The sequence below is a fragment of the Luteococcus sp. Sow4_B9 genome (genome assembly GCF_052116585.1).
In the GTDB taxonomy this organism is placed as follows: domain Bacteria; phylum Actinomycetota; class Actinomycetes; order Propionibacteriales; family Propionibacteriaceae; genus Luteococcus.
In genome coordinates, this window is record NZ_JBQKKT010000009.1 from 28,538 (window position 1) to 47,722 (window position 19,185).

Sequence of the window (19,185 nt, forward strand, 5' to 3'; positions counted from 1 at the left end):
GTCCGGGGTCCGGCCTCACCTTCCTCTGATTCCACCGCTGACCGGAGCGCTGGGCTGGACCTGAGGATGTTCCCCCTGGCCTTGGCGTGCTGGGCCGGTGCCCGGTGGGGCATCGTGCCAGGAATCGGCTCGTCGCTGGTCGTTGGATCGGTGGCCGTGGCATCAGTGTTGATGGCCCTTGGGGGCCGACGGCGCTGGCTGGCGGTGACCGTCATGCTGTGCCTGGTGATCTCGGGAACCTCCGCGTGGGCACGACAGCACCAGAGAACACAGTCGGTCGCGGGTCTTCTGGCGCAGGGGCAGGCGTCGGGAACAGCACGGGTGATCCTCACCTCGGACGTCCGGGTGCATGAAGCGGATGCCACTCGGCCGGTCACTGCTTCGGTGGCGGCCCGAACGCTGCTGGTTGAGGGCCGCGAGGGCATCGTGCAGCAATCGCTCCCGGTGCGCTTGAGGGTCTCGGGAGAACACGTCGATGACCTGGCTCTGCACGATGCGGGCAGCGTCCTCGACGTACGGGGTCGGTTTCGTGAGCCGCGGCCCGGCCAGCCCTTTACGGCAGATATCACCCTTCGCGCCGCACCAGAACTCGTGAGCGGCCCCCAGGGCTGGCGACGGCAGGTGAACTCCGTTCGGGCAGGGCTGCGCGACGCCATGCGACGTAGCCCGCCAGTGCAGGCAGGCCTGCTACCATCCCTCGTCGTCGGGGACACGAGTCGGTTGGACCCGGCCCTGGAGGAGGATTTCCAAGCGACGGGACTCACCCACCTCACCGCCGTGTCCGGCACGAACCTGACGCTCATGCTGGTCTTCGCGTCAATGCTCGTGCGCTGGATCGGAGTCCGGGGATGGTGGATCCGGGCGATCTGTGCCGTGGCAGTCGTGGCTTTCGTCGTGATCTGCCGGGTGGAACCGAGCGTGCTTCGCGCCGGAGCCATGGGGTTGGTGGCGCTGGCGGGACTCGGCAGAGCGGCCAATCCCGGCCGGGGGCTGCGCCACCTCTGCGTCGGTGCCTTCCTGCTGGTGCTCGCGGACCCCTGGCTGGCGCACTCCATGGGCTTCGCCCTGTCAGTGTGCGCGACGGCAGGGATCCTGTTGTGGGGCGCCCGGTGGACCGCGGCGATGCACTGGGCACCCACCTGGGTGGCGGAGGCGATCGCTGTCCCTCTGGCGGCTCAGTTGGCCACCCAGCCGATCGTGACCGCCCTCAGTGGTCAGGTCTCCGTGGTGGGCCTGGTCGCCAATGCCGCCGCAGGGCCCTTCGTCGGGCCCGCGACCGTCCTGGGTCTGGCCGCCGCCGGGTTGTCCATGGTCTGGGCAGAGCTGTCCGTGCTGCTGGGCTGGCTGGCCGGGTGGTGCGTGCAACCCATCATCTGGACGGCCACTGCCGGCGCGGCACTGCCCGGGGCAACGTGGCCCTGGCCCGCCGGGCCCGGGATGCTGTTGACCTTGACAATTCTCTGCCTCGCGGGCGTTCCGCTGGTGCCGGAAGTCCTGACTCGAGTCTGGGCCTGTCTGCTCGCTGCCGTGATGCTGGTGCTCGGGTGCGTCTGTGCCCCACGACCACCTGGTTACCCAGGAGTGTGGCAAGCCGCCTTCTGCGATGTCGGTCAGGGCGACGCCACAGTGCTGCACGCGGGGCGGAGGGCCGCGGTGCTGGTGGACGTGGGGCCAGACACGGATGACACCATGACCTGTCTGCGTCAGCTCGGCGTGCGACGGATTCCGCTCCTGGTCTTGACGCACTTCCACGATGACCACGTGGGAGGGCTGCGACGGTTGCTGGACCAGCTGCCGGTCCAGGTGGCACAGATCAACCCCGGGGCCGGGCCACAGGGCACCGTCCGCACGGTGACCGACATGCTGGTGGAAGCCGGAGCCACGGTGACAACCGCAGAGCAGGGGAGGGCGATCACCGTCGGCGAGGTCACCTGGACCGTCCTGGGTGCCGGAAATGCGCCAGAAGCACAGGGTGCAGCACAACAGGAGAGCTCCGCGGAGAACGACGCCTCCATCGTCGGTCTTGCAGAGGTGTCGGGAGCCCTGCGGGTGGTGTTGGGGGGTGATGTGGAGCCCGAGGGACAGCGGCGCGTCGTCCAGGCCGGAATGGTTGCGATGGCGGACGTGTTGAAGATGCCGCATCACGGCTCCCGTCGACAGGACGAACCCTTCTGGGAGAGCACCGGAGCCAGTCTTGCCGTCGCGAGTGCCGGCCTCCGCAATCGGCATGGGCACCCTTCCTCCTCGGCCCTTGACCTGGCCGGCCGCCATGGAATGCAGGTGGCAAGAACCGACCACCAGGGCAGTATCGCGGTTCGGATGGCCGACGGTGGCCTGGAGCTGCGGACCACCGGACAGCGGAACCGTCGCTGAGCAGAACTGTCACACCGAGCTGGCATGCTTGCCCCATGGCCGCACGACATGACTCCGCACAGACTTTTGGCAGTTGCATTCTGGTGATGGGGCCCGAGTCACTCGTCGCGGAACGGATCGTGGCCGATCGAGTCGCTTCTGCCCTCAGAGACGTACCCGGAGCCGAAGTGACCAAGGTGACGGCCGTCGAGCTCGAGGGCAACCGATTCGCCGAACTCACCGGCGGGTCACTGTTCGCCGCTGCCAGCGTCGTGGTGGTCGAGGATCTGGCGAACCTCCCGCAGGACCTGTTCGAGCAGGTCCTGGCCACAGCCAAGTCCCCGGGCGATGACCTGTGCCTGACCCTGGTCCACGGAGGTGGTCAGAAGGGAAAAGGGCTGGTGGACAAGCTGAAGAAGGCAAAGGTCCCCGTGGCGGAGGCAGCAGCCATCAAGAGTTGGGAGCTCCCACGCTGGGTAGCCGGCGAGGCCAAGCGCAGCAAGGTCTCGATGGATCCCGAGGCCGCACAGACACTGGTGGACGCGGTCGGCAATGACCTGCGAGCACTGGCGGGCGCGGTCTCCCAGCTGGGAAGTGACTGGCAGGGACAGCATGTCACCGCGGCGATGATCCAGCGATACTTCGCGGGGCGGGCCGATGTGACGAGCTTCGCGGTTGCGGACGACATCATGGCCGGACGGCCGGGGCCAGCGCTGGAGAAGCTCCGTTGGGCACTGTCGACGGGAGTCGCGCCGGTGCTGGTCACCAGTGCCATTGCCTCGTCACTGCGTGGACTGGGCAAGTATCTGGATGCTCGCTCGTCGCGGATGAGTGAGGGGGAGATGGCGCGCGAGGTGGGTGTCCCCCCGTGGAAGATCAAGGACCTGGCTCGGCTTTCGCGGTCATGGAGCCCAGCCGGGGTGTCGCAAGCACTGCGCGCCGTCGCCATCGCCGATGCCCAGGTCAAGGGTGCGGCCAGCGACCCCCACTTCGCGTTGGAAAGGCTGCTGCTGGCGGTGGACAGGGCGCACGCCGTGCAGCGCTGACCTCGGGTGGGGGAAAGGCCTCGAGCAGGCCTACGACGAGACCAGCGTCTCGACCCCCAGTCGGGTCGAGACGCTGGTCTTGTGGAACAGAAGTTCCTCGGTCCTGCGGGGCACTCATGGTGCCTCAAGCAGGATCAGAGAGCGGCAGCCTTGGTGGAGATGGCCGACTTGCGGTTGGCAGCCTGGTTCTTGTGGATGACGCCCTTGGAGACGGCCTTGTCCAGCGCGCGGTTGGCGGCAGCGGCGAGGGTGGTCGCCTTCTCGGTGTCGCCCGCGGCGGCAGCCTCGTTGAAGCGACGCACAGCGGTGCGGAGACCCGACTTGACGGCCTTGTTGCGCTGACGAGCCTTCTCGTTGGTCTTGTTGCGCTTCATCTGGGACTTGATGTTTGCCACGTGGATAACCTTCTTGACTGGATAGCGGTTGAAAAAAGTTCAGTGAAATCCTGATGCGTCGAAAGACGCGACTCGTCACACTACCAGTCGTGGCGGTCGCGACTCAAATCCGGACGAACTCGGTCGGAGCACCTCACAACCATCCCCGACGGCGGGCCAGCGCGATCGCTTCATGCCTGTTCGCGGTCCCCAGCTTGGCGACCGCAGACGACAGGTAGTTGCGCACGGTTCCTGGGGACAGGTGGGCCCGCAGGGCGATCTCTTCGATGGGAGCGCCATCGGCTGCGAGTTCGAGCACATCTGACTCACGTGCCGTGAGGGGGGAGTCACCGGCCGCGATGGCCTCGGCCGCCAACTGCGGGTCGACATGCCGTCCGCCCTCGTGCACCAACTGGATGACCCGAGCCAGTTCCACCGCCGGGGCAGTCTTTGGCAGGAAACCCCGGACTCCCGTGGCCAAGGCCTTCTTGAGATGACCGGGTCGGCCATGACTGGTCACCAGGATGCAGCCGGCGCCGGGATCATTGGCGAGGATCTGGGCAGCCGCCTCAATCCCGTCCAGCCCGGGCATCTGGAGGTCGAGGAGGCAGATGTCGGGCCGGTGGTGTCGAGCGGCTGCCACTGCTTCGGTGCCGCTGGCAGCCACGGCGACGACCTCGAGGTTCTCCTCCAGCCCGAGGAGCCCGGCCAGGGCGTCGCGGATGAGGGTCTCGTCGTCTGCCAGCAGGATGCGAATCACCCGACTCATTCTGCCCCCACCGCCGTGTCCGGGGCATCGAGGGGGACCGACGCGATGAGCAGGAAGTCCTTGCCCTCCTGGCGAACCTCCAGGTGTCCGCCGACGCCGTTGAGTCGTTCCGCGAGCCCGGCCAGGCCGCTGCCGCTCGCGCCACCAGTACGGGGATGGGCTCCATCATTGCTGATGGTGATCCGGGCCTGCCGTCCGGCCTCGAGCGCGATCCGGCAGCGAGTCGCCGCGCTGTGCCGGACGATGTTGGTCACGGCCTCGCGGACCGTCCAGGCCAGGGCCTCCTGACTGGCGGCGGAGATGGCGTCGAGCCGCTCGGTTCCCGTGACCGTGACGCGGGCACCCGCCGATTCCAGCAGGCGCTGGGCCCCGGCGAGCTCGGCCTGCAGGTCAGCCTTGCGATACCCGGCGACGACCGCGCGGATCTCGGCCAACTGCTCTTGGGCGAGGCGGTGCACGGCATCCATCTCCTCGCGTGACTGCTCGTGCCGATCGCGTCGGGAGAGTTCTGCAGCGAGTTGCGACTTGAGGGCGATGGCCGAAAGTCCTCGTCCCACGATGTCGTGCAGGTCACGGCTGAAGCGCAGGCGCTCCTCGGCCACGGCGAGTCGCGCATTCGTCTGGCGGGCTTCGTCGAGGGCACGGATCACTCCGAGCATCCAGGCGGTCAGCCGTCCGGTCCACCCCATGGCCACCAGGTAGAGCGCCGGAGCGAAGCCGACCAGGGTCAACATCAGTGGGTCGAGCCCCCGCAGCAGTGCGATGACCCCGGGCGCCAGGACCGCCATCGCCAGAACGAGATTGGCCTGGCGCCCGGTCAGGAGACAGAGCAGCAGACTCAGCGGCCCGGCCACGGCGAGCATGGCAGAGACAGGAGCCGAACCCCAGGACCTGGTCACCGCCACGGGGAGGAACAGGGCCGGGAGCAGTGCAGCGGCGCCTGTCAGACCCCATGCCAACCAGCCCAGGCGACGGGTGCGTTCGGTCGTTTGCCCCGGGCGGGTGCCAGCGAGCGCGGCGTTCGTCAACAGTCCTGCAACCAGGCAGGCCAGCGCGGTCGCCGCGATGCAGACGACGGTGCGCCACAACGGGATGTCGGCACGCTGGGCCCACAGCGGGGCTGCCTGGATCAACCACGCAGTCGGCGGCAGGAAGACGAAGGAGAACTTCGTGTAACGAACCAGCCGCTCGGTAGGGGTGGCCCCGAGGACCCGAGAGGTCAGCGGTACGGCAGGGGCGCTGTGCTCGTTCACGTCGTGATTCTCCCAGCAGGATCGATCAGGAACCCAACGACGGGCCGACCGCCACCGGCGACGATCGGCCCGACGGAGCTCATCGGCGGGGCTCCCACACCATCGTGCGGCCCAGGAACCACGCACCGGCGCCGATCCAGGCCAGCAGCACCAGCGTCGGACGCACCGCGGCACGCCAGGTCCCGGCAGCAGTCAGCAGCTCACCCTCGAGAGTCACACCATTGAGGCCCATCTGGACCAGATCGGAGACGGGTGCCACGGGCAGGAGTTGGAAGGCCAGAGCCCAGTTCTCGGGGAAGGTGGACAGGGGCATCATGAGACCCGAGATGCCCAGGGCCAGGAACATGCCGGGCATGGTGGTCAGCTGCGAGGACTCCACGGTGCGGGTGATCGCGCTGGTGAGGAAGCTGGCGATGGCGAACAGGATGGCGCCGAGCACCATCGCGAGCACCACCAGCACCGGGTTGGTGAAGGGCGGGGCTCCGAAGACGGCACTGAGGGCGGCCAGCACGAGGGCAACCTGTACCACGAAGATCAGCACATTGGGGCTGGCGATGGCCACCAGGATCTCCATCGGGGTGGCCTCGCCGGTGCGCAGCCTCTTGAGGACCAGGGCCTCGCGTCGTGCCACGGTTGCGGTGGTCAGGTTGTAGTAGATGGCAATGCCCAGTCCGGTGATGACCAGGATGGCGGTGAGCATGGTGGCGATGCCTCCCTTGCCCAACCGCTCGTCGGCCTGTTGGACGGCGGGCAGCTGGGCCAGCATCAAGACCATCAGCGGTGCGATGGTCACGGCGTAGAAGAAGCTCACCTTGCTGCGCAGCAACATCTTCAGCTCGGCACGGGTGAGGCTCCCGATACGGCGCAGCGAGCGACGGACCGGGGACGATCCGGGCAGATCCACCTGGTTGGAGGTGCGGGCAATGGTCGTGTCGGCGGAATCAGACTGGGGGACGGTGAGGCTGGTCATGGTGTTCTCCCGGGGTGTGCGGTTGACGACGTGCGATGGCGAGGGTTGCGGTGGTGGGTGGCCTGGAGCTCAGGCGGCTCGACGTTCGGCATCGGAGATGGCCAGGAAGGCCTGCTCCAGCGACGCGCTACGGGCCTGCAGGCGCCCCAGCCTCAGGTCCTGCCGTTCCGCCTCGTCGAGCAGGGCGGCCAGTGTGACCTGGAGGTTGCTGCTCTGCAGCTGGACGCGTCCTTCGGCGGACGTGTTGATGGGGGCGGCCAGAGCGGGCAGCGAGGCCAGGTCCAGCAGCTCCGTGCCCGAGCACTGGAAGTCGATGCGGGCGTTCTGCGTGGCGACGATGTCTGCGACGGTGCCCTCGGTGTGGATGACGCCGTGGTGCATGATCGCCAGCCGTGAGGCGAGCTCCTCGGCCTCGGCCAGATAGTGGGTGGTCAGCACGACGGTGCAGCCCTCTTCGAGCAGGGAGCGAACCAGCTGCCAGGTGACCTGACGGCTCTGCGGGTCCAGGCCCGTGGTGGGCTCATCCAGGAAGACGAGCTCGGGGCGTCCCATCAGGGCAAGGCCCAGGTCCAGGCGTCGCTTCTCGCCGCCGGAGAGGCTCTTCACCGGGACCGATGCGCGATCGGAGAGCTGGACGTCGGCCAGCACGCTGGCAACCGAGCGCGGATGGGTGAGTGTTCCGTGCCACATGGTTGCGGTCTCGGCCACCGTGAGGCTTTCGGGGAAGCCGGCCGACTGGAGCATGACGCCAATGCGCGAGATGATCCGGGACCGTTGCTTGATCGGGTCATGCCCCAGCACGCGAACGGTCCCGCCGCTCGCGGGAGCAAGCCCCTCCAGTACCTCGAGTGTGGAGGTCTTGCCGGCCCCATTTGTGCCGAGCAGGGCGAACAGTTCGCCTCGGTTGACGTGCAGGTCAATGCCGCGGACGGCCTCGAAGCCGTGACGGCCCGTGCCGTAGCGGCGGCGAAGACCAGTGGCCTGGATGACGGGATCAGCAGTGGTGTTCATGTCTTCGAGTCTTCCGTCGCAATGGACTCGTCCCCAGTGCGGGACCTCATCGGTTCCTCATGACATTTGTCATGCGGTGTGGGGCACCGGACATGAGTTGTGCGGCCGTTCGTGAGAAGATGTCTCGTCCCACCTGAACGACACGACGACGGGGAGTGCATTGAGCGCGCCACAGCCTGGATCGACCGACCCGGCGATCATCCGCAATTTCTGCATCATTGCGCACATCGACCACGGCAAGTCGACCCTCGCCGACCGGATGCTCCAGATCACGGGCGTGGTCGACCAGCGCGCCATGCGCGCCCAGTACCTCGACCGGATGGACATCGAGCGTGAGCGCGGCATCACCATCAAGAGCCAAGCGGTGCGCATGCCGTGGACGGTTGACGGGACCACCCATGTGCTGAACATGATCGACACGCCGGGACACGTCGACTTCACCTATGAGGTCTCACGGTCACTGGCCGCCTGCGAGGGCGCGATCCTGTTGGTGGACGCTGCCCAGGGCATCGAGGCCCAGACGCTCGCCAACCTGTACCTGGCGATGGAGAACGACCTGACCATCATCCCGGTGCTGAACAAGATCGACCTGCCGGGGGCGCAGCCGGAGAAGTATGCGGCCGAGCTCGCTGGCCTGATTGGTTGTGAGCCCGACGACGTCCTGCTGGTCTCCGCCAAGACCGGGCAGGGTGTCGATGACCTGCTCAATGCCATCGTCGCGCAGATCCCCGCGCCTGAGGGTGATGCTGACGCCCCCGCCCGGGCCCTGATCTTCGATTCCGTCTATGACACCTACCGCGGCGTGGTGACCTATGTCCGTGTGGTCGACGGCCGGTTGAGCCATCGCGAGAAGATCCGGATGATGAGCACCAAGGCCACCCATGAGGTGCTTGAGGTGGGCGTCATCAGCCCGGAACCGATGAAGTCCGACGCGATTGGCGTCGGTGAGGTGGGCTACCTCATCACCGGCGTGAAGGACGTGCGCCAGAGCCGGGTGGGAGACACGGTCACCTCGGACGCGCGGCCGGCCGAGAAGGACCTGGGTGGCTACCGGCACCCCAATCCGATGGTCTTCTCCGGCCTGTACCCGATCGACGGCAATGACTTTCCCGTGCTGCGAGAGGCGCTGGAGAAGCTCCAGCTCAATGACGCGGCGCTGACCTACGAGCCCGAGACCTCTGGCGCCCTGGGCTTCGGTTTTCGCGTGGGCTTCCTGGGGCTCCTGCACATGGAGATCACCCGCGAGCGTCTGGAACAGGAATTCAACCTGGACCTGATCAGCACCGCGCCGAATGTGGTCTATCGAGTGGTGATGGAGGACGGCAAGGAATTCACCGTCACCAACCCGTCGGAGTACCCGGACGGGAAGATCGACAAGGTCTACGAGCCGGTGGCGAAGGCCACCATTCTGGCGCCCAGCGAGTACATCGGCACCATCATGGAGCTGTGCCAGCAGAAGCGAGGCATCCAGACCGGCATGGACTACCTCAGCGAGGACCGCGTCGAGATTCGCTATGTCCTGCCGATGGGCGAGATCGTCTTCGACTTCTTCGACGCCCTGAAGAGCCGCACCAAGGGTTATGCCAGCCTTGACTACGACATCTCTGGCGAGGAGGCGGCAGATCTGGTGAAGGTGGACATCCTGCTGCATGGTGATCCCGTCGACGCGTTCAGCGCGATCGTGCACAAGGACAAGGCCTATGCCTACGGCGTGGCGATGGCGAGCAAGCTGAAGGAATTGATTCCCAGGCAGCAGTTCGAGGTCCCCATCCAGGCCGCCATCGGTGCTCGCGTGATCGCTCGTGAGACCATTCGCGCCATCCGCAAGGACGTCCTGGCCAAGTGCTACGGCGGTGACATCTCCCGAAAGCGCAAGTTGCTCGAGAAGCAGAAGGAGGGCAAGAAGCGCATGAAGATGGTCGGGCGCGTCGAGGTCCCCCAGGAGGCCTTCGTGGCTGCGCTGCAGACCGGCGAGGGTGGCAAGGAGAAGGAAGCCAAGAAGTAGGCCGATGTCACGCGGGTGGGGGCGCCCCCCCCCCCCCGCGGGGGGGGGGGCCCCCCGACAGGCGGGGGGAGGGGGGGGCCGCACCCGCGTGTTTTCTCTGCCTGTCCTGTCCCCGGCCGGGGTTCTCCCAGCGGGTCTTCTGTCAATCCGCGACGGTGAGGGCGTCGGCACCCTCGGGCGGGAACCACTTGCCGGCTTCGTGCCCCGGACGCGTGTGCCAGACCTCGCCGGGGATGCCGTCGGGCATGAACTGGTTGTTGTCCAGATTGAACTGGGCCACGACGGGATCCGGCTGGCTGTCGAGGTCGCGGAGCGCAGCCACCGCGTACTTGCCCAAGAAGATGAGCGAGACAAGGTTGGTGATGGCCATCAGGGCCATGGCGACGTCGGCCAGTGACCACACCAGGTCGAGTGCCAGGATGGCGCCGAGGGCAGCGGAGCCGATCGTCATCAGGCGGATGGCGAGCTCGCCGACCTTCCCGCCGCGCAGGAAGTCCATGTTGATCTCGGCATAGGTCTCATTGCCCAGCAGGGTGGAGAAGGCGAAGACGAAGACCAGGACGGTGAAGACCGGGCCAACCCAGCTGCCCAGCGAATGGCTCATGGCGTCCTGGGTGAGGGTGGCGCCAGCCATGGCCTTGGTGGTGACTCCAGGGGTGTAGATGGAGGCGTCGGAGAGCAGGATGACCACGGCCGTCGCGGTGCAGACCATCATGGTGTCGACGAAGACGCCCAACGACTGGATGAGTCCCTGGTGCGCCGGGTGGCTGGTGGTCGCAGCCGCAGCGGCGTTGGGAGCCGAACCCATACCGGCCTCGTTGGAGTACATGCCGCGCTTCACGCCGTTCAGGATGGTGGCCAGCAGGCCGCCGCCGACACCGGCCAGGGTCTGGTCGAGACCGAAGGCGCCCTTCACGATGGACGCGATGGCGTGCGGAACCTCGCCCAGGTTCATGACGATGATGACGGTCGCCAGCAGGACGTAGATGAGCGCCATCAGGGGAGCCATCCACTCGGTCACCTTGGCCACCTGCTTCACACCGCCGAGGACGACGATGCCGACTCCCACGGCAACCAGGATTGCCGTGATGTGCGGCGGGATGCCGAAGGACTTGTCGAAGACTGCGGCGATGGTGTTCGCCTGGACCATCTGGAAGACGAAGCCGAAGGTGAACACGAGAAGCACGGCGAACAGCACGCCCAGCGGGCGGCTGCGCAGGCCACGCTGCATGTAGTACGCCGGGCCACCGCGGAAGCTGCGGTCGGTGTGGGGCACCTTGTAGAGCTGGGCCAAGGTGGCCTCCACGAAAGCCGTGGCCATGCCGAGCGATGCCATGACCCACATCCAGAAGATGGCGCCCGGACCGCCGAGGGCCAGCGCGATGGCCACACCGGCAATGTTGCCAGTACCGACTCGGGAGGCCAGCGAGATGCAGAAGGCCTGGAAGGAGCTGATGCCGTCGCCCGCTCCGGATCGGGAGCCGAGCGCGACCCTGAGCATGGTTGCGAACTTGCGGAACTGGACGCCGCGGGTGGTGATGGTGAAGCCGATGCCGGCCAGGATGACGAGGACGATCAGCACCCAGCTGAGTGAGTCGTTGAGCCATCCGACGATGGAGTTGATGCGGTCCATGGGGGTCCTGCCTGGTAGGGCCGCGGCGGACGACTCAGCCCAACGGTGGGTTCACGTCGCAGGCCGTGGCGATCAAGGGGACAATTTGACCACACGGCAAGGCTTCGGTCGCACTTGCACTTGTCAGGGCGCTGTCAGCGTCGAGGGTGGGCGTGCAGCATCCTCGCTGCGAGCACGCCGCCGATGGCTCCTCCCAGGTGCCCCTGCCAGGAGACGCCCGGATTGCTCGGCAGGACACCCCACAGGATGCTCCCGTAGACCACGAAGACCACAAGGCCCACCAGGACTTGCTTCCAGTCCCTGCTCCACCACCCACGGGTGAGCAGATAGGTCAGCCAGCCGAAGACGACTCCCGATGCCCCCAGGGTCATGGTCCCAGGAGGGCTGAACAACCAGGCCGCGATTCCCGAGGTTGCTGCGACGACGAGGGTGGTCGCGAGCCACCGCCTCGCTCCGGACAGCGCCACCAGGAAGCCGAGCACGAGCAGGGGAACCGAGTTGTTGGCCAGGTGCTGCCAACCGAAGTGCAGCCACGGTGCGGTCAGTAGACCCCACAGCTGACCGGGATCCCAGGAACGAATGCCGAGCTGGTCCAGGGCATGGAAGGTGACCGTGTCGAGGGCTTCGAGTATCCACATGACGCCGACCGGGACGCCGGCCAGGGCCAGGGATGACCGGGTTCGGTCCGGTCCAGGCTTCGGGGGAGCGGGGCTGGGTGACAGGCTCATGCGCCCAGTGTGGCCCGTGCAGGCAAGGAAGGGATGAACAGTTGACCCGATCATGACGATTGGCAGGCATAACCCCAAGTCAGCGGTTAATAGTGAACGGTTCGAAGGGGCCCAGGAGAGCCTGGGGGTGGATACCTTCATGGTGTCCGGACGCTGCCGGACACCCCACTTGCTGAGTTCCGAGGAGAATCGTGAAGCGTGTAGTAGTGAGCGGCCTGGTGGCCGTCTCGATGGCCCTCCTGTCTGCCAACCCACTGGCGGCCCGCGCCGACGTGGACAACGACGGTGTCAGCCAGGGAGCCCGTGGACTTGGCCTCGACGTCAGCACCGTGCCGGAGCTGCCGGCTTCTCCCAGTGTCGGCACGCGTTCCGTCACCACCTTCGGCGTCACGCCCGCGGCGGCCGACAACTCCCGCTGGTTGCTTCCCGCTGGTGACCAGGGGCGCGTCAACTCCTGCGTCGTCTGGGCGCTGGGCTACAGCGCCTACGGCCTGCTGATGACCAAGCAGGGTGTCCAGGGCGCACCCATGGCGCCGATGTTCCCCTACTCGCAGATCTCGCGGGGCAATGACAAGGGCACCAGTGCGGTCCGGGTGCTGCCGATGCTGGCTGCGCAAGGCATCGACACCAAGGCACACTACGCGCCCGGCGACTTCGACTTCACCACCCAGCCCAGCCAGGCCGAACGCGCCAATGCCTACCGTTACCGCTTGAGCGGCTACAACCGACTGCCCAGCTACGGCTACGCCGCCAGGAGTGCCATCCAGACCTCGATCGCGGCGGGCAAGCCCGTGGTGATCGGCATGCACGTGCGCAAGAACTTCTGGGACATCAATGCCACCAATGCCATGGACTACTCCTACCGTCCCGCTGGTGACATCGCAGGTGGCCACGAGATGCTGATCTACGCCTACAACGAGAAGGGCGTCAGCCTTCAGAACTCGTGGTCCTCCAACTGGGCCAATCGCGGAACCTTCACCATCTCCTGGGATGCCCTGCTGAACTCCGGTGACGTCATCGAGGTCCATTCGATGGGCAATGTCATGGCCGATTCGTCCACCAAGCCCGCGCCGGCGGTCACCCCGACGCCGACTCCCACCCCGACTCCCACCCCGACGCCGACTCCCACCCCGACGCCGACTCCCACCCCGACGCCGACTCCCACCCCGACGCCGACACCCGTCGTGACGCCGACTCCGACCCCCACGCCCACTCCGGTCGTGACGCCGACGCCCACCCCGACGCCCGACGCCTACGACAAGTGGAAGGATCGCTACGACAACCTCTTTCGCTGACGTCGTGAACGAAGGTTGAGCGCCCGGGCGTTCGTGCCTTCCGGACCCGACCGGAGGACGGACGCCCGGGCCATGCATCGAGCAGAACACACCAGGAGAAGTGGACATGATTCGACGAACCGGCTGGGCGGCGCTTGCAGCTGCACTGGCGCTGACCGCGACGGCTTGCTCGGGGGAGACCAACGACAGTGCCTCCACCGTCACCGTGCCGGAGGTCACCGCCAACACCCAGGCTCCCGTCTCTGTGCCTCCGCTGGGTCCTGATGTGGCCTGCACAGACCCCATGCACTGCCAGCTCCGCAACCCGGAGCAACTGTCCGATGAACAGTGGATCGAGCGGCTCGCCTCGGTGCCGGGTGGCACCGAGCCGCCCGCCGAACAGATGCGTCCGTGGGCCTTCGTCGTGCTGAACCTGGGGGAGGAGAAGACCGATGCTCGGGACAAGCCGTCCGACGACGCTGACGTCGTGGGCGATCAGTACAGGATCCTCAACCACCGGGTGCTGTTCGCGTACTGCCGCACAGCCGCGAGTGATCCGCATGATGCGTGGTACCTGATCGAGCCGATCACGGATCCGGCGCCCGAGGGCACCTGGATCAGCGGCGAGTACCTGTACGCCTACGGACACGATGGCGCCATCCCCACCTGCTGAGCGGAAATTGTCGGTGGAGCACTCTACGCTTCTTGCCATGCACTCCAAGGCCACCACCCTCGATGAGTTCTGGGCGTCCATCCCGGAGAAGCGTCTGCCCGCCGTCCAGCGTCTCTACGACGAGATCAGCCGCAACATCGATCCGGGCTACGAACTCATCATGTACTGCGGCATGCCCACGTGGGTGGTGCCGCACAGCCGCTACCCGCAGGGATACCACTGCAGCCCCGAGGATGGTGTGGCTCGCTTCAGCCTGGGCAACCAGGGCGGACACGTGGCGGTCTACGACATGGGGATGTATGCCGATCCGGATGTGCTGCAGTGGTTCGTCGACGAGTACGCCAAGACCGGGTGGAAGCCCAACATGGGAAAGTCCTGCATCCGGTTCACGGCGATGACGAAGATTCCGTTCGAGCTGGTTGGGCAGTTGGCGGCGAAGATCCCGATGGAGGAGTTCATCACCCGATACGAGGCGAATGACCCGCGAACCCGTCGCTGACAACCTGCCGGTTGGTCAGTAGGCTGTTCCGGCAGGGTCTGGCACGAGCCTTCCTGCCGCGGCACGTCCAACGGTGGGCGTCCCGACCCACTCCGGCCCCAGGGGGCACCCATGCTCGTCATGCACACGGTCATCGCCATTGCGGCGGTCGTCCTGCTCATCATCAAGTTCAAGATCGATCCGGTCATCAGCCTCGTACTGGGTTCCATCTATCTGGGACTCGCCGGCGGTGTTGGCTTCCCAGGCACGGTGGAGGCGATCACCAAGGGATTCGGCAACATCATGAGCAGCGTGGGCCTGCTCATCGGTTTCGGGGTCCTGATCGGATCCCTGCTGCACACCACGGGCGCCTTCACCAAGATGGTGAGGTTGCTGCTCAAGGCCTTCGGGCCCACGCGCATCCCCTACGGCCTTGCCCTCGCGCTCGCCACCGTGCTGCCCTCGATCTACGTCGACGTGCAGGTTGTGCTGGCCGCTCCGGTCGCACGCCAGGCGTCCAAGCACATGGGACGCAACGGCCTCGCACTGATGGCCGGAGCGCTCGGCATCGGCATCTTCTCCGGCTATGTCTTCGTGGTGCCCGGACTTTCGGCCATCTCGATCGCCGGATTGATGGACATCTCGCTGGGCAAGTACCTGCTCTTCGGCATCGTCGTCGGGCCGCTCACCGCCTTCCTGACCGTCCTGCTCTTCCAGCAGCTGCTGCGCTTCGGGTGGTGGAATCCGGAGAAGGACGAGGAGGAGTCCGAGGCCCTGCTCGAGGCGGAGGCGAATGCCCTGGCCGCCCGCGAGGACGACTCGGTGAGGACTCCGCCGCTGGCCGTGAGTCTGCTGCCGATCCTGGTGCCCCTGGTGATGATCGCCTTCGGTGCCTTCGCCGAGCTGTTCGAGTTCACCAACCAGTTCATCGACTTCATCGGCAATGCCAACATCGCCCTCTTCGTCGGTCTTCTGATGGCCTTCTTCCTCTCCCGTCGCACCGTCGGTGCCGACGCGGCCAACGCGGCCTTCAGCGACGGACTGCAGACCTCTGGCGAGATCCTGCTGGTCACGGGTATCGGCGGTTCCCTGGGGGCAGTCATCAAGGCCACGGGCCTGGCCTCCGTGCTGGGTGGCATGTTCAGTGCCGACGCGGGCGCCCCGGTGGTGGTCTCCATCCTGCTGGCCTGGTTCATCGCTGCGGTCCTGCACTTGGCGATCGGCTCGGTCTCGGTGGCCGCGATCACGGCCGCCGGCATCGTGGCGCCCCTGCTGGGACAGATGGACGTGAACCCGGTGGTGGTGGGTCTGGGTATCGCGTCGGGATCCCTGTTCGCGCTGCATGTCAACAGCAACTTCTTCTGGATGTTCAAGAGCCTGCTGGGGCTGAGCACCCAGGGCAGCCTGAAGACCATGACCACCGTGACAACGATCGGCTCGTTGATCTCCCTGCCGATGGTGATCGGCCTGGGGCTGGTGGTCTGACGGCTACTTCATCCCAGAGGTCTCGACGCCCTCCACCAGATAGCGCTGCAGGAAGAGGAAGACGCCCACCACGGGGATGATCGCCACCAGCGCGCCGGTGAACAGGACGGGGTAGTTCACGCCCTGGCTGGTCATGAACTGGCTCAGCGTGACCTGCACGGTGCGGGTGTTCTCGCGGGCGACGAGCAGCGGCCACAGGAAGGCATTCCAGCTGCCGATGAAGGTGATCGTTCCCACCGCGCCGACGATGCCCAAGGAATTGGGGGCCACCACTCGCCAGAAGGTGCTCCACGGGTTCGCGCCGTCGATCATGGCCGCCTCCTCCAGGTCCTTGGGGAAGCCCAGGAAGTTCTGGCGGAAGAGGTAGACGGCGAAGGCACTGAACATGCCCGGAACCACCAGGCCGCGGAAGGAGTCGATCCATCCCAGCTGGGCGGTCATCACGAACATCGGGATGAAGGTGACCGAGGCGGGCACCATCAGGGTGAACAGGGTGAAGCCCAGCAGGATGCGCGACAGTCGGTTGTCGTAGCGGGCCAGCGCATAGCCGGCCAGCAGCGCGATCAGCACCGTCAGGCTGGTCTGTGCCATGGCCATCACCGCCGAGTGCCACAGAGCCGGCGCCATGCCCACGTTGTCGTCGGCGAACAGGGCGGTGAAGTTGTCCAAGTTCACCTGGTCGGGCAGCCACTGCCAGCGGGGGGCGGTGATCAGTTTCTGCGAGGCGAAGGCATTGCGCACGATCACGTAGAAGGGCAGCAGGAAGACCACGCTGAGCAGCACCAGCACCAGGTAGCGCAGCCCGGTCAGCAGGCTGCTGCGGCGACGTCCGGCCATCATGCGCGTCCCTCCTTGCGCTCCCCGCGGGTGACCAGCCAGTTCTGCAGCAGACCGAAGAAGACGATCAGCGCGGTGATGATCATGGTTCCGGCGCCGCCCAGACCCAGGTCCTGCTGTCCGCCGCCCAGGCTGATCAGGTAGAGGTGGACCAAGGGCGGACGGCCGTAGGGCGGGTAGCTTCCCATGGTGCCCAGCACGTTGAAGAACTCGTCGAAGGCCTGGAAGGCACCGATCAGCAGCAACATCGCCACCGCCACCGAGGTGGCGCGCAGCTGCGGGAGGGTGATGAAACGCAGCCGTCGCCAGCCGGTCGCGCCGTCCAGGGCGGCGGCCTCATAGGTCTCGCGGGGGATCTTGTTGAGCCCGGCGATGAACAGGATCATGTAGAAGCCGGCCTGCAGCCACAGTCGCAGGCTCACCAGCACCAGCCAGTACCAGGAATTGGTGCCACCCAACCAGTTGACGTTCTCCCCGCCGAGTTGGCGCAGCATGGAGTTGACCAGGCCAAAGCGGGTGCCGCTGAAGAAGGCCAGCCGCCAGACCATCGCCGCGATCACGTAGCTCACCGCGGTGGGGATGAAGAAGACCGAGCGGAAGAAGGCCTGTCCGGTCTTGATGCCGTCCAGCAACAGGGCCAGCCCCAGCGAGGCGGTGAAGGTGGCCGGGACGATGAAGGCGCTGAAGCCGATGAAGGTGAGGATTGAGTCGCGGAACAGTTCGTCCCCCAGCAGATAGCGATAGTTGGCCAAGCCCACGAACCGCGTCGGCGTCACCGTGTTGCGCGCATCGAAGAAGGACAGATAGGCGCTCCAGATGATGGGGATGTAGACGAACAGCGCCAGGCCCACCATGAATGGGGCGACGAAGGCCAAGAACCACCAGTTGCTCCCCTGGCGGCCGCCCAGCCTTCGTCGCACGGTGTCGAGCATCAGCCGTTGATGCGCTTCAGCTCGGCAACCACCTTGGAACCGACGGCGGCCATCTCCTTGGCCGGATCGGCATTCTTCTTGACGACATTGCTGACCGCGGCGCCAAAGCTGTCCGCCATGGCACCTGACCACAGGATGTCGGAGGCGGGCTTGCCGAACTCGGTGAAGATCTTGGCGGCGTCAGCACCAGCGCCCTCGGCCAGCTTGGTGCACTCGGGGGCAAGGGCGGGCTGGGCGGGCACGTGGGTGCCGTAGTTGTTGGCGAAGTCCACCTGGTAGTCGGTCTGGTCCACCCAGAGCCACTTGGCGTACTGCTTGGCGGCCTCCACATTCTTGCCCTTCGCCGCGACGCAGGTGCCGAAGGCGCCGAACATCGTGGCCTGCTTGCCCTTGCTGCCGATGGCGGGGAAGGGGAGCACACCGAAGTCGTCGCCCAGCGCCTTCTGGATGTCGGTCATGGACCACAGACCACCCCACTGCATCGCCGTCTCCTCGTTGGCGAAAGGCGAGCCGTCGAACCAGTCCTTGCTGGCGCTCTGCAGCAGTGCACCGGAGTTGAACAGGTCGCGGAAACCCGTCAGCGCGTCGTAGAAACTCTGGTCCAGGAAGCCGGCCTTGGTGCGACTGGCGTCGAACCAGTCATTGCCGGAGGCGTAGAGCAGTGCGGCACCGATCGGGCCAATTCCGTCGTTGCCGACGAACAGGCCTCCCATGTCCTTGGTCTTGACGGCCTTGGCGGCGGCCACCAGTTCGTCGAAAGTCTTCGGCGGCTGCACGCCGGCCTTCTCCAACAAGCTCTTGCGGTAGTACAGCAGGTGCATGTCGGCCACCTGGGGGATGCCGTAGATCTTGCCCTCGTAGCTCATCCGCTCGATGAGTTCCTGGTCGAACTTCTTCGCATCGGCACCGACGACGTCGGTCAGGTCGGCCACCTGACCGGCCTTGATCATGTCGATGCTGGGGCCCATCTCCGACTCGAAGAGGTCCGGGACGTCATTGGTCAGCAGCGCGGCGCTGAGCAGCTTGGCGTAGTCGCCCACATTCCACTTCACCTGGACCGTGGCCTGGTCGTAGGCGGCAGCGTACTTCTTGACGGCCTCCTGGGTACCCGCTTCGCCGTACTCGTGGTACCACTGCGTGAGGGTGGCACCGGCGCCACCAGCGCTGGTGGCGGGGGAGGCGGTCGAGCCCGACTCCAGACCACCCTTGTTGCTGCCGCAGGCGGCAAGCGCACTGGTGGCGACGGCGGCACCAGTCAGGGTGAGCAGATTGCGACGTGAGAGGTTCATGGGTGAATTCTAGGCGGTCATTGACTTGAAGATTCGACTTCTTGCGCTGTGGGCGCAGCTAGGCTGTCTCGGTGCC

17 protein-coding genes are annotated in these 19,185 nt (G+C 66.3%); 7 read left to right on the forward strand and 10 right to left on the reverse strand.

The window, feature by feature from the left end:
* Positions 1 to 66 precede the first annotated feature (66 nt).
* Both ACTQ49_RS07495 and holA read left to right on the forward strand, forming a co-directional pair.
* Positions 67 to 2,373 carry a ComEC/Rec2 family competence protein gene (locus ACTQ49_RS07495; protein WP_441827226.1) on the forward strand — a complete coding sequence of 769 codons (2,307 nt, stop codon included), beginning with the start codon at positions 67 to 69 and terminating at the stop codon, positions 2,371 to 2,373.
* 86 nt (positions 2,374 to 2,459) lie between these two features.
* Positions 2,460 to 3,398: a DNA polymerase III subunit delta gene (gene holA, locus ACTQ49_RS07500; protein ID WP_441827309.1), complete on the forward strand. Its 939-nt coding sequence runs from the start codon at positions 2,460 to 2,462 to the stop codon at positions 3,396 to 3,398.
* Positions 3,399 to 3,532: 134 nt separating this feature from the next.
* On the opposite strand, the gene rpsT is transcribed toward holA, so the two are convergent.
* From rpsT to ACTQ49_RS07525, 5 genes are all read right to left on the reverse strand, one after another.
* Positions 3,533 to 3,793: a 30S ribosomal protein S20 gene (gene rpsT / locus ACTQ49_RS07505; RefSeq protein ID WP_441827227.1), complete on the reverse strand. Its 261-nt coding sequence runs from the start codon at positions 3,791 to 3,793 to the stop codon at positions 3,533 to 3,535.
* Between the two features lie 133 nt (positions 3,794 to 3,926).
* On the reverse strand, positions 3,927 to 4,532 hold the full coding sequence (locus ACTQ49_RS07510) for a response regulator (protein ID WP_441827228.1): 606 nt from the start codon (positions 4,530 to 4,532) through the stop codon (positions 3,927 to 3,929).
* A 5-nt stretch (positions 4,533 to 4,537) separates the two neighbouring features.
* Positions 4,538 to 5,794 carry a sensor histidine kinase gene (locus tag ACTQ49_RS07515; protein ID WP_441827229.1) on the reverse strand — a complete coding sequence of 419 codons (1,257 nt, stop codon included), beginning with the start codon at positions 5,792 to 5,794 and terminating at the stop codon, positions 4,538 to 4,540.
* A 79-nt stretch (positions 5,795 to 5,873) separates the two neighbouring features.
* Complete coding sequence (locus ACTQ49_RS07520; protein WP_441827230.1) at positions 5,874 to 6,764, reverse strand: ABC transporter permease; 891 nt, start codon at positions 6,762 to 6,764, stop codon at positions 5,874 to 5,876.
* Between the two features lie 69 nt (positions 6,765 to 6,833).
* The gene (locus ACTQ49_RS07525) at positions 6,834 to 7,775 is read right to left on the reverse strand and encodes an ABC transporter ATP-binding protein (RefSeq protein ID WP_441827231.1); all 942 of its coding nucleotides are present in this window, start codon (positions 7,773 to 7,775) and stop codon (positions 6,834 to 6,836) included.
* 160 nt (positions 7,776 to 7,935) lie between these two features.
* Between ACTQ49_RS07525 and lepA the strand changes: the two genes are divergently transcribed.
* Entirely contained in the window at positions 7,936 to 9,780 is a 1,845-nt protein-coding gene (gene lepA, locus ACTQ49_RS07530) for a translation elongation factor 4 (RefSeq protein WP_441827232.1), read from the forward strand.
* 142 nt (positions 9,781 to 9,922) lie between these two features.
* Here lepA and ACTQ49_RS07535 read toward each other — a convergent pair whose 3' ends face one another.
* On the reverse strand, positions 9,923 to 11,413 hold the full coding sequence (locus tag ACTQ49_RS07535; protein ID WP_441827233.1) for an alanine/glycine:cation symporter family protein: 1,491 nt from the start codon (positions 11,411 to 11,413) through the stop codon (positions 9,923 to 9,925).
* Positions 11,414 to 11,547: 134 nt separating this feature from the next.
* The gene (locus ACTQ49_RS07540) at positions 11,548 to 12,051 is read right to left on the reverse strand and encodes a rhomboid family intramembrane serine protease (RefSeq protein ID WP_441827310.1); all 504 of its coding nucleotides are present in this window, start codon (positions 12,049 to 12,051) and stop codon (positions 11,548 to 11,550) included.
* Positions 12,052 to 12,332: 281 nt separating this feature from the next.
* On the opposite strand from ACTQ49_RS07540, the gene ACTQ49_RS07545 reads away from it, so the two are divergent.
* From ACTQ49_RS07545 to ACTQ49_RS07560, 4 genes are all read left to right on the forward strand, one after another.
* Positions 12,333 to 13,436: a C1 family peptidase gene (locus tag ACTQ49_RS07545; protein ID WP_441827234.1), complete on the forward strand. Its 1,104-nt coding sequence runs from the start codon at positions 12,333 to 12,335 to the stop codon at positions 13,434 to 13,436.
* Between the two features lie 106 nt (positions 13,437 to 13,542).
* Positions 13,543 to 14,088, forward strand: coding sequence for a hypothetical protein (locus tag ACTQ49_RS07550; protein ID WP_441827235.1), 546 nt, complete (start codon positions 13,543 to 13,545; stop codon positions 14,086 to 14,088).
* Between the two features lie 37 nt (positions 14,089 to 14,125).
* On the forward strand, positions 14,126 to 14,587 hold the full coding sequence (locus tag ACTQ49_RS07555) for a DUF1801 domain-containing protein (RefSeq protein WP_441827236.1): 462 nt from the start codon (positions 14,126 to 14,128) through the stop codon (positions 14,585 to 14,587).
* A gap of 111 nt (positions 14,588 to 14,698) precedes the next feature.
* Positions 14,699 to 16,051, forward strand: coding sequence for a GntP family permease (locus ACTQ49_RS07560; RefSeq protein WP_441827237.1), 1,353 nt, complete (start codon positions 14,699 to 14,701; stop codon positions 16,049 to 16,051).
* Positions 16,052 to 16,054: 3 nt separating this feature from the next.
* Here ACTQ49_RS07560 and ACTQ49_RS07565 read toward each other — a convergent pair whose 3' ends face one another.
* From ACTQ49_RS07565 to ACTQ49_RS07575, 3 genes are read right to left on the reverse strand one after another with little or no spacing between them, the layout of a single operon-like run.
* Positions 16,055 to 16,891: a carbohydrate ABC transporter permease gene (locus ACTQ49_RS07565; protein ID WP_441827238.1), complete on the reverse strand. Its 837-nt coding sequence runs from the start codon at positions 16,889 to 16,891 to the stop codon at positions 16,055 to 16,057.
* Positions 16,888 to 17,820 (reverse strand): carbohydrate ABC transporter permease, encoded by a 933-nt coding sequence (locus ACTQ49_RS07570; protein WP_441827239.1) that lies wholly within the window; start codon positions 17,818 to 17,820, stop codon positions 16,888 to 16,890. Before ACTQ49_RS07570 ends, ACTQ49_RS07565 begins: the two co-directional genes overlap by 4 nt.
* Positions 17,820 to 19,109: an ABC transporter substrate-binding protein gene (locus ACTQ49_RS07575; protein WP_441827240.1), complete on the reverse strand. Its 1,290-nt coding sequence runs from the start codon at positions 19,107 to 19,109 to the stop codon at positions 17,820 to 17,822. The genes ACTQ49_RS07570 and ACTQ49_RS07575 overlap by 1 nt, the downstream gene beginning before the upstream one ends.
* Positions 19,110 to 19,185: the final 76 nt, after the last annotated feature.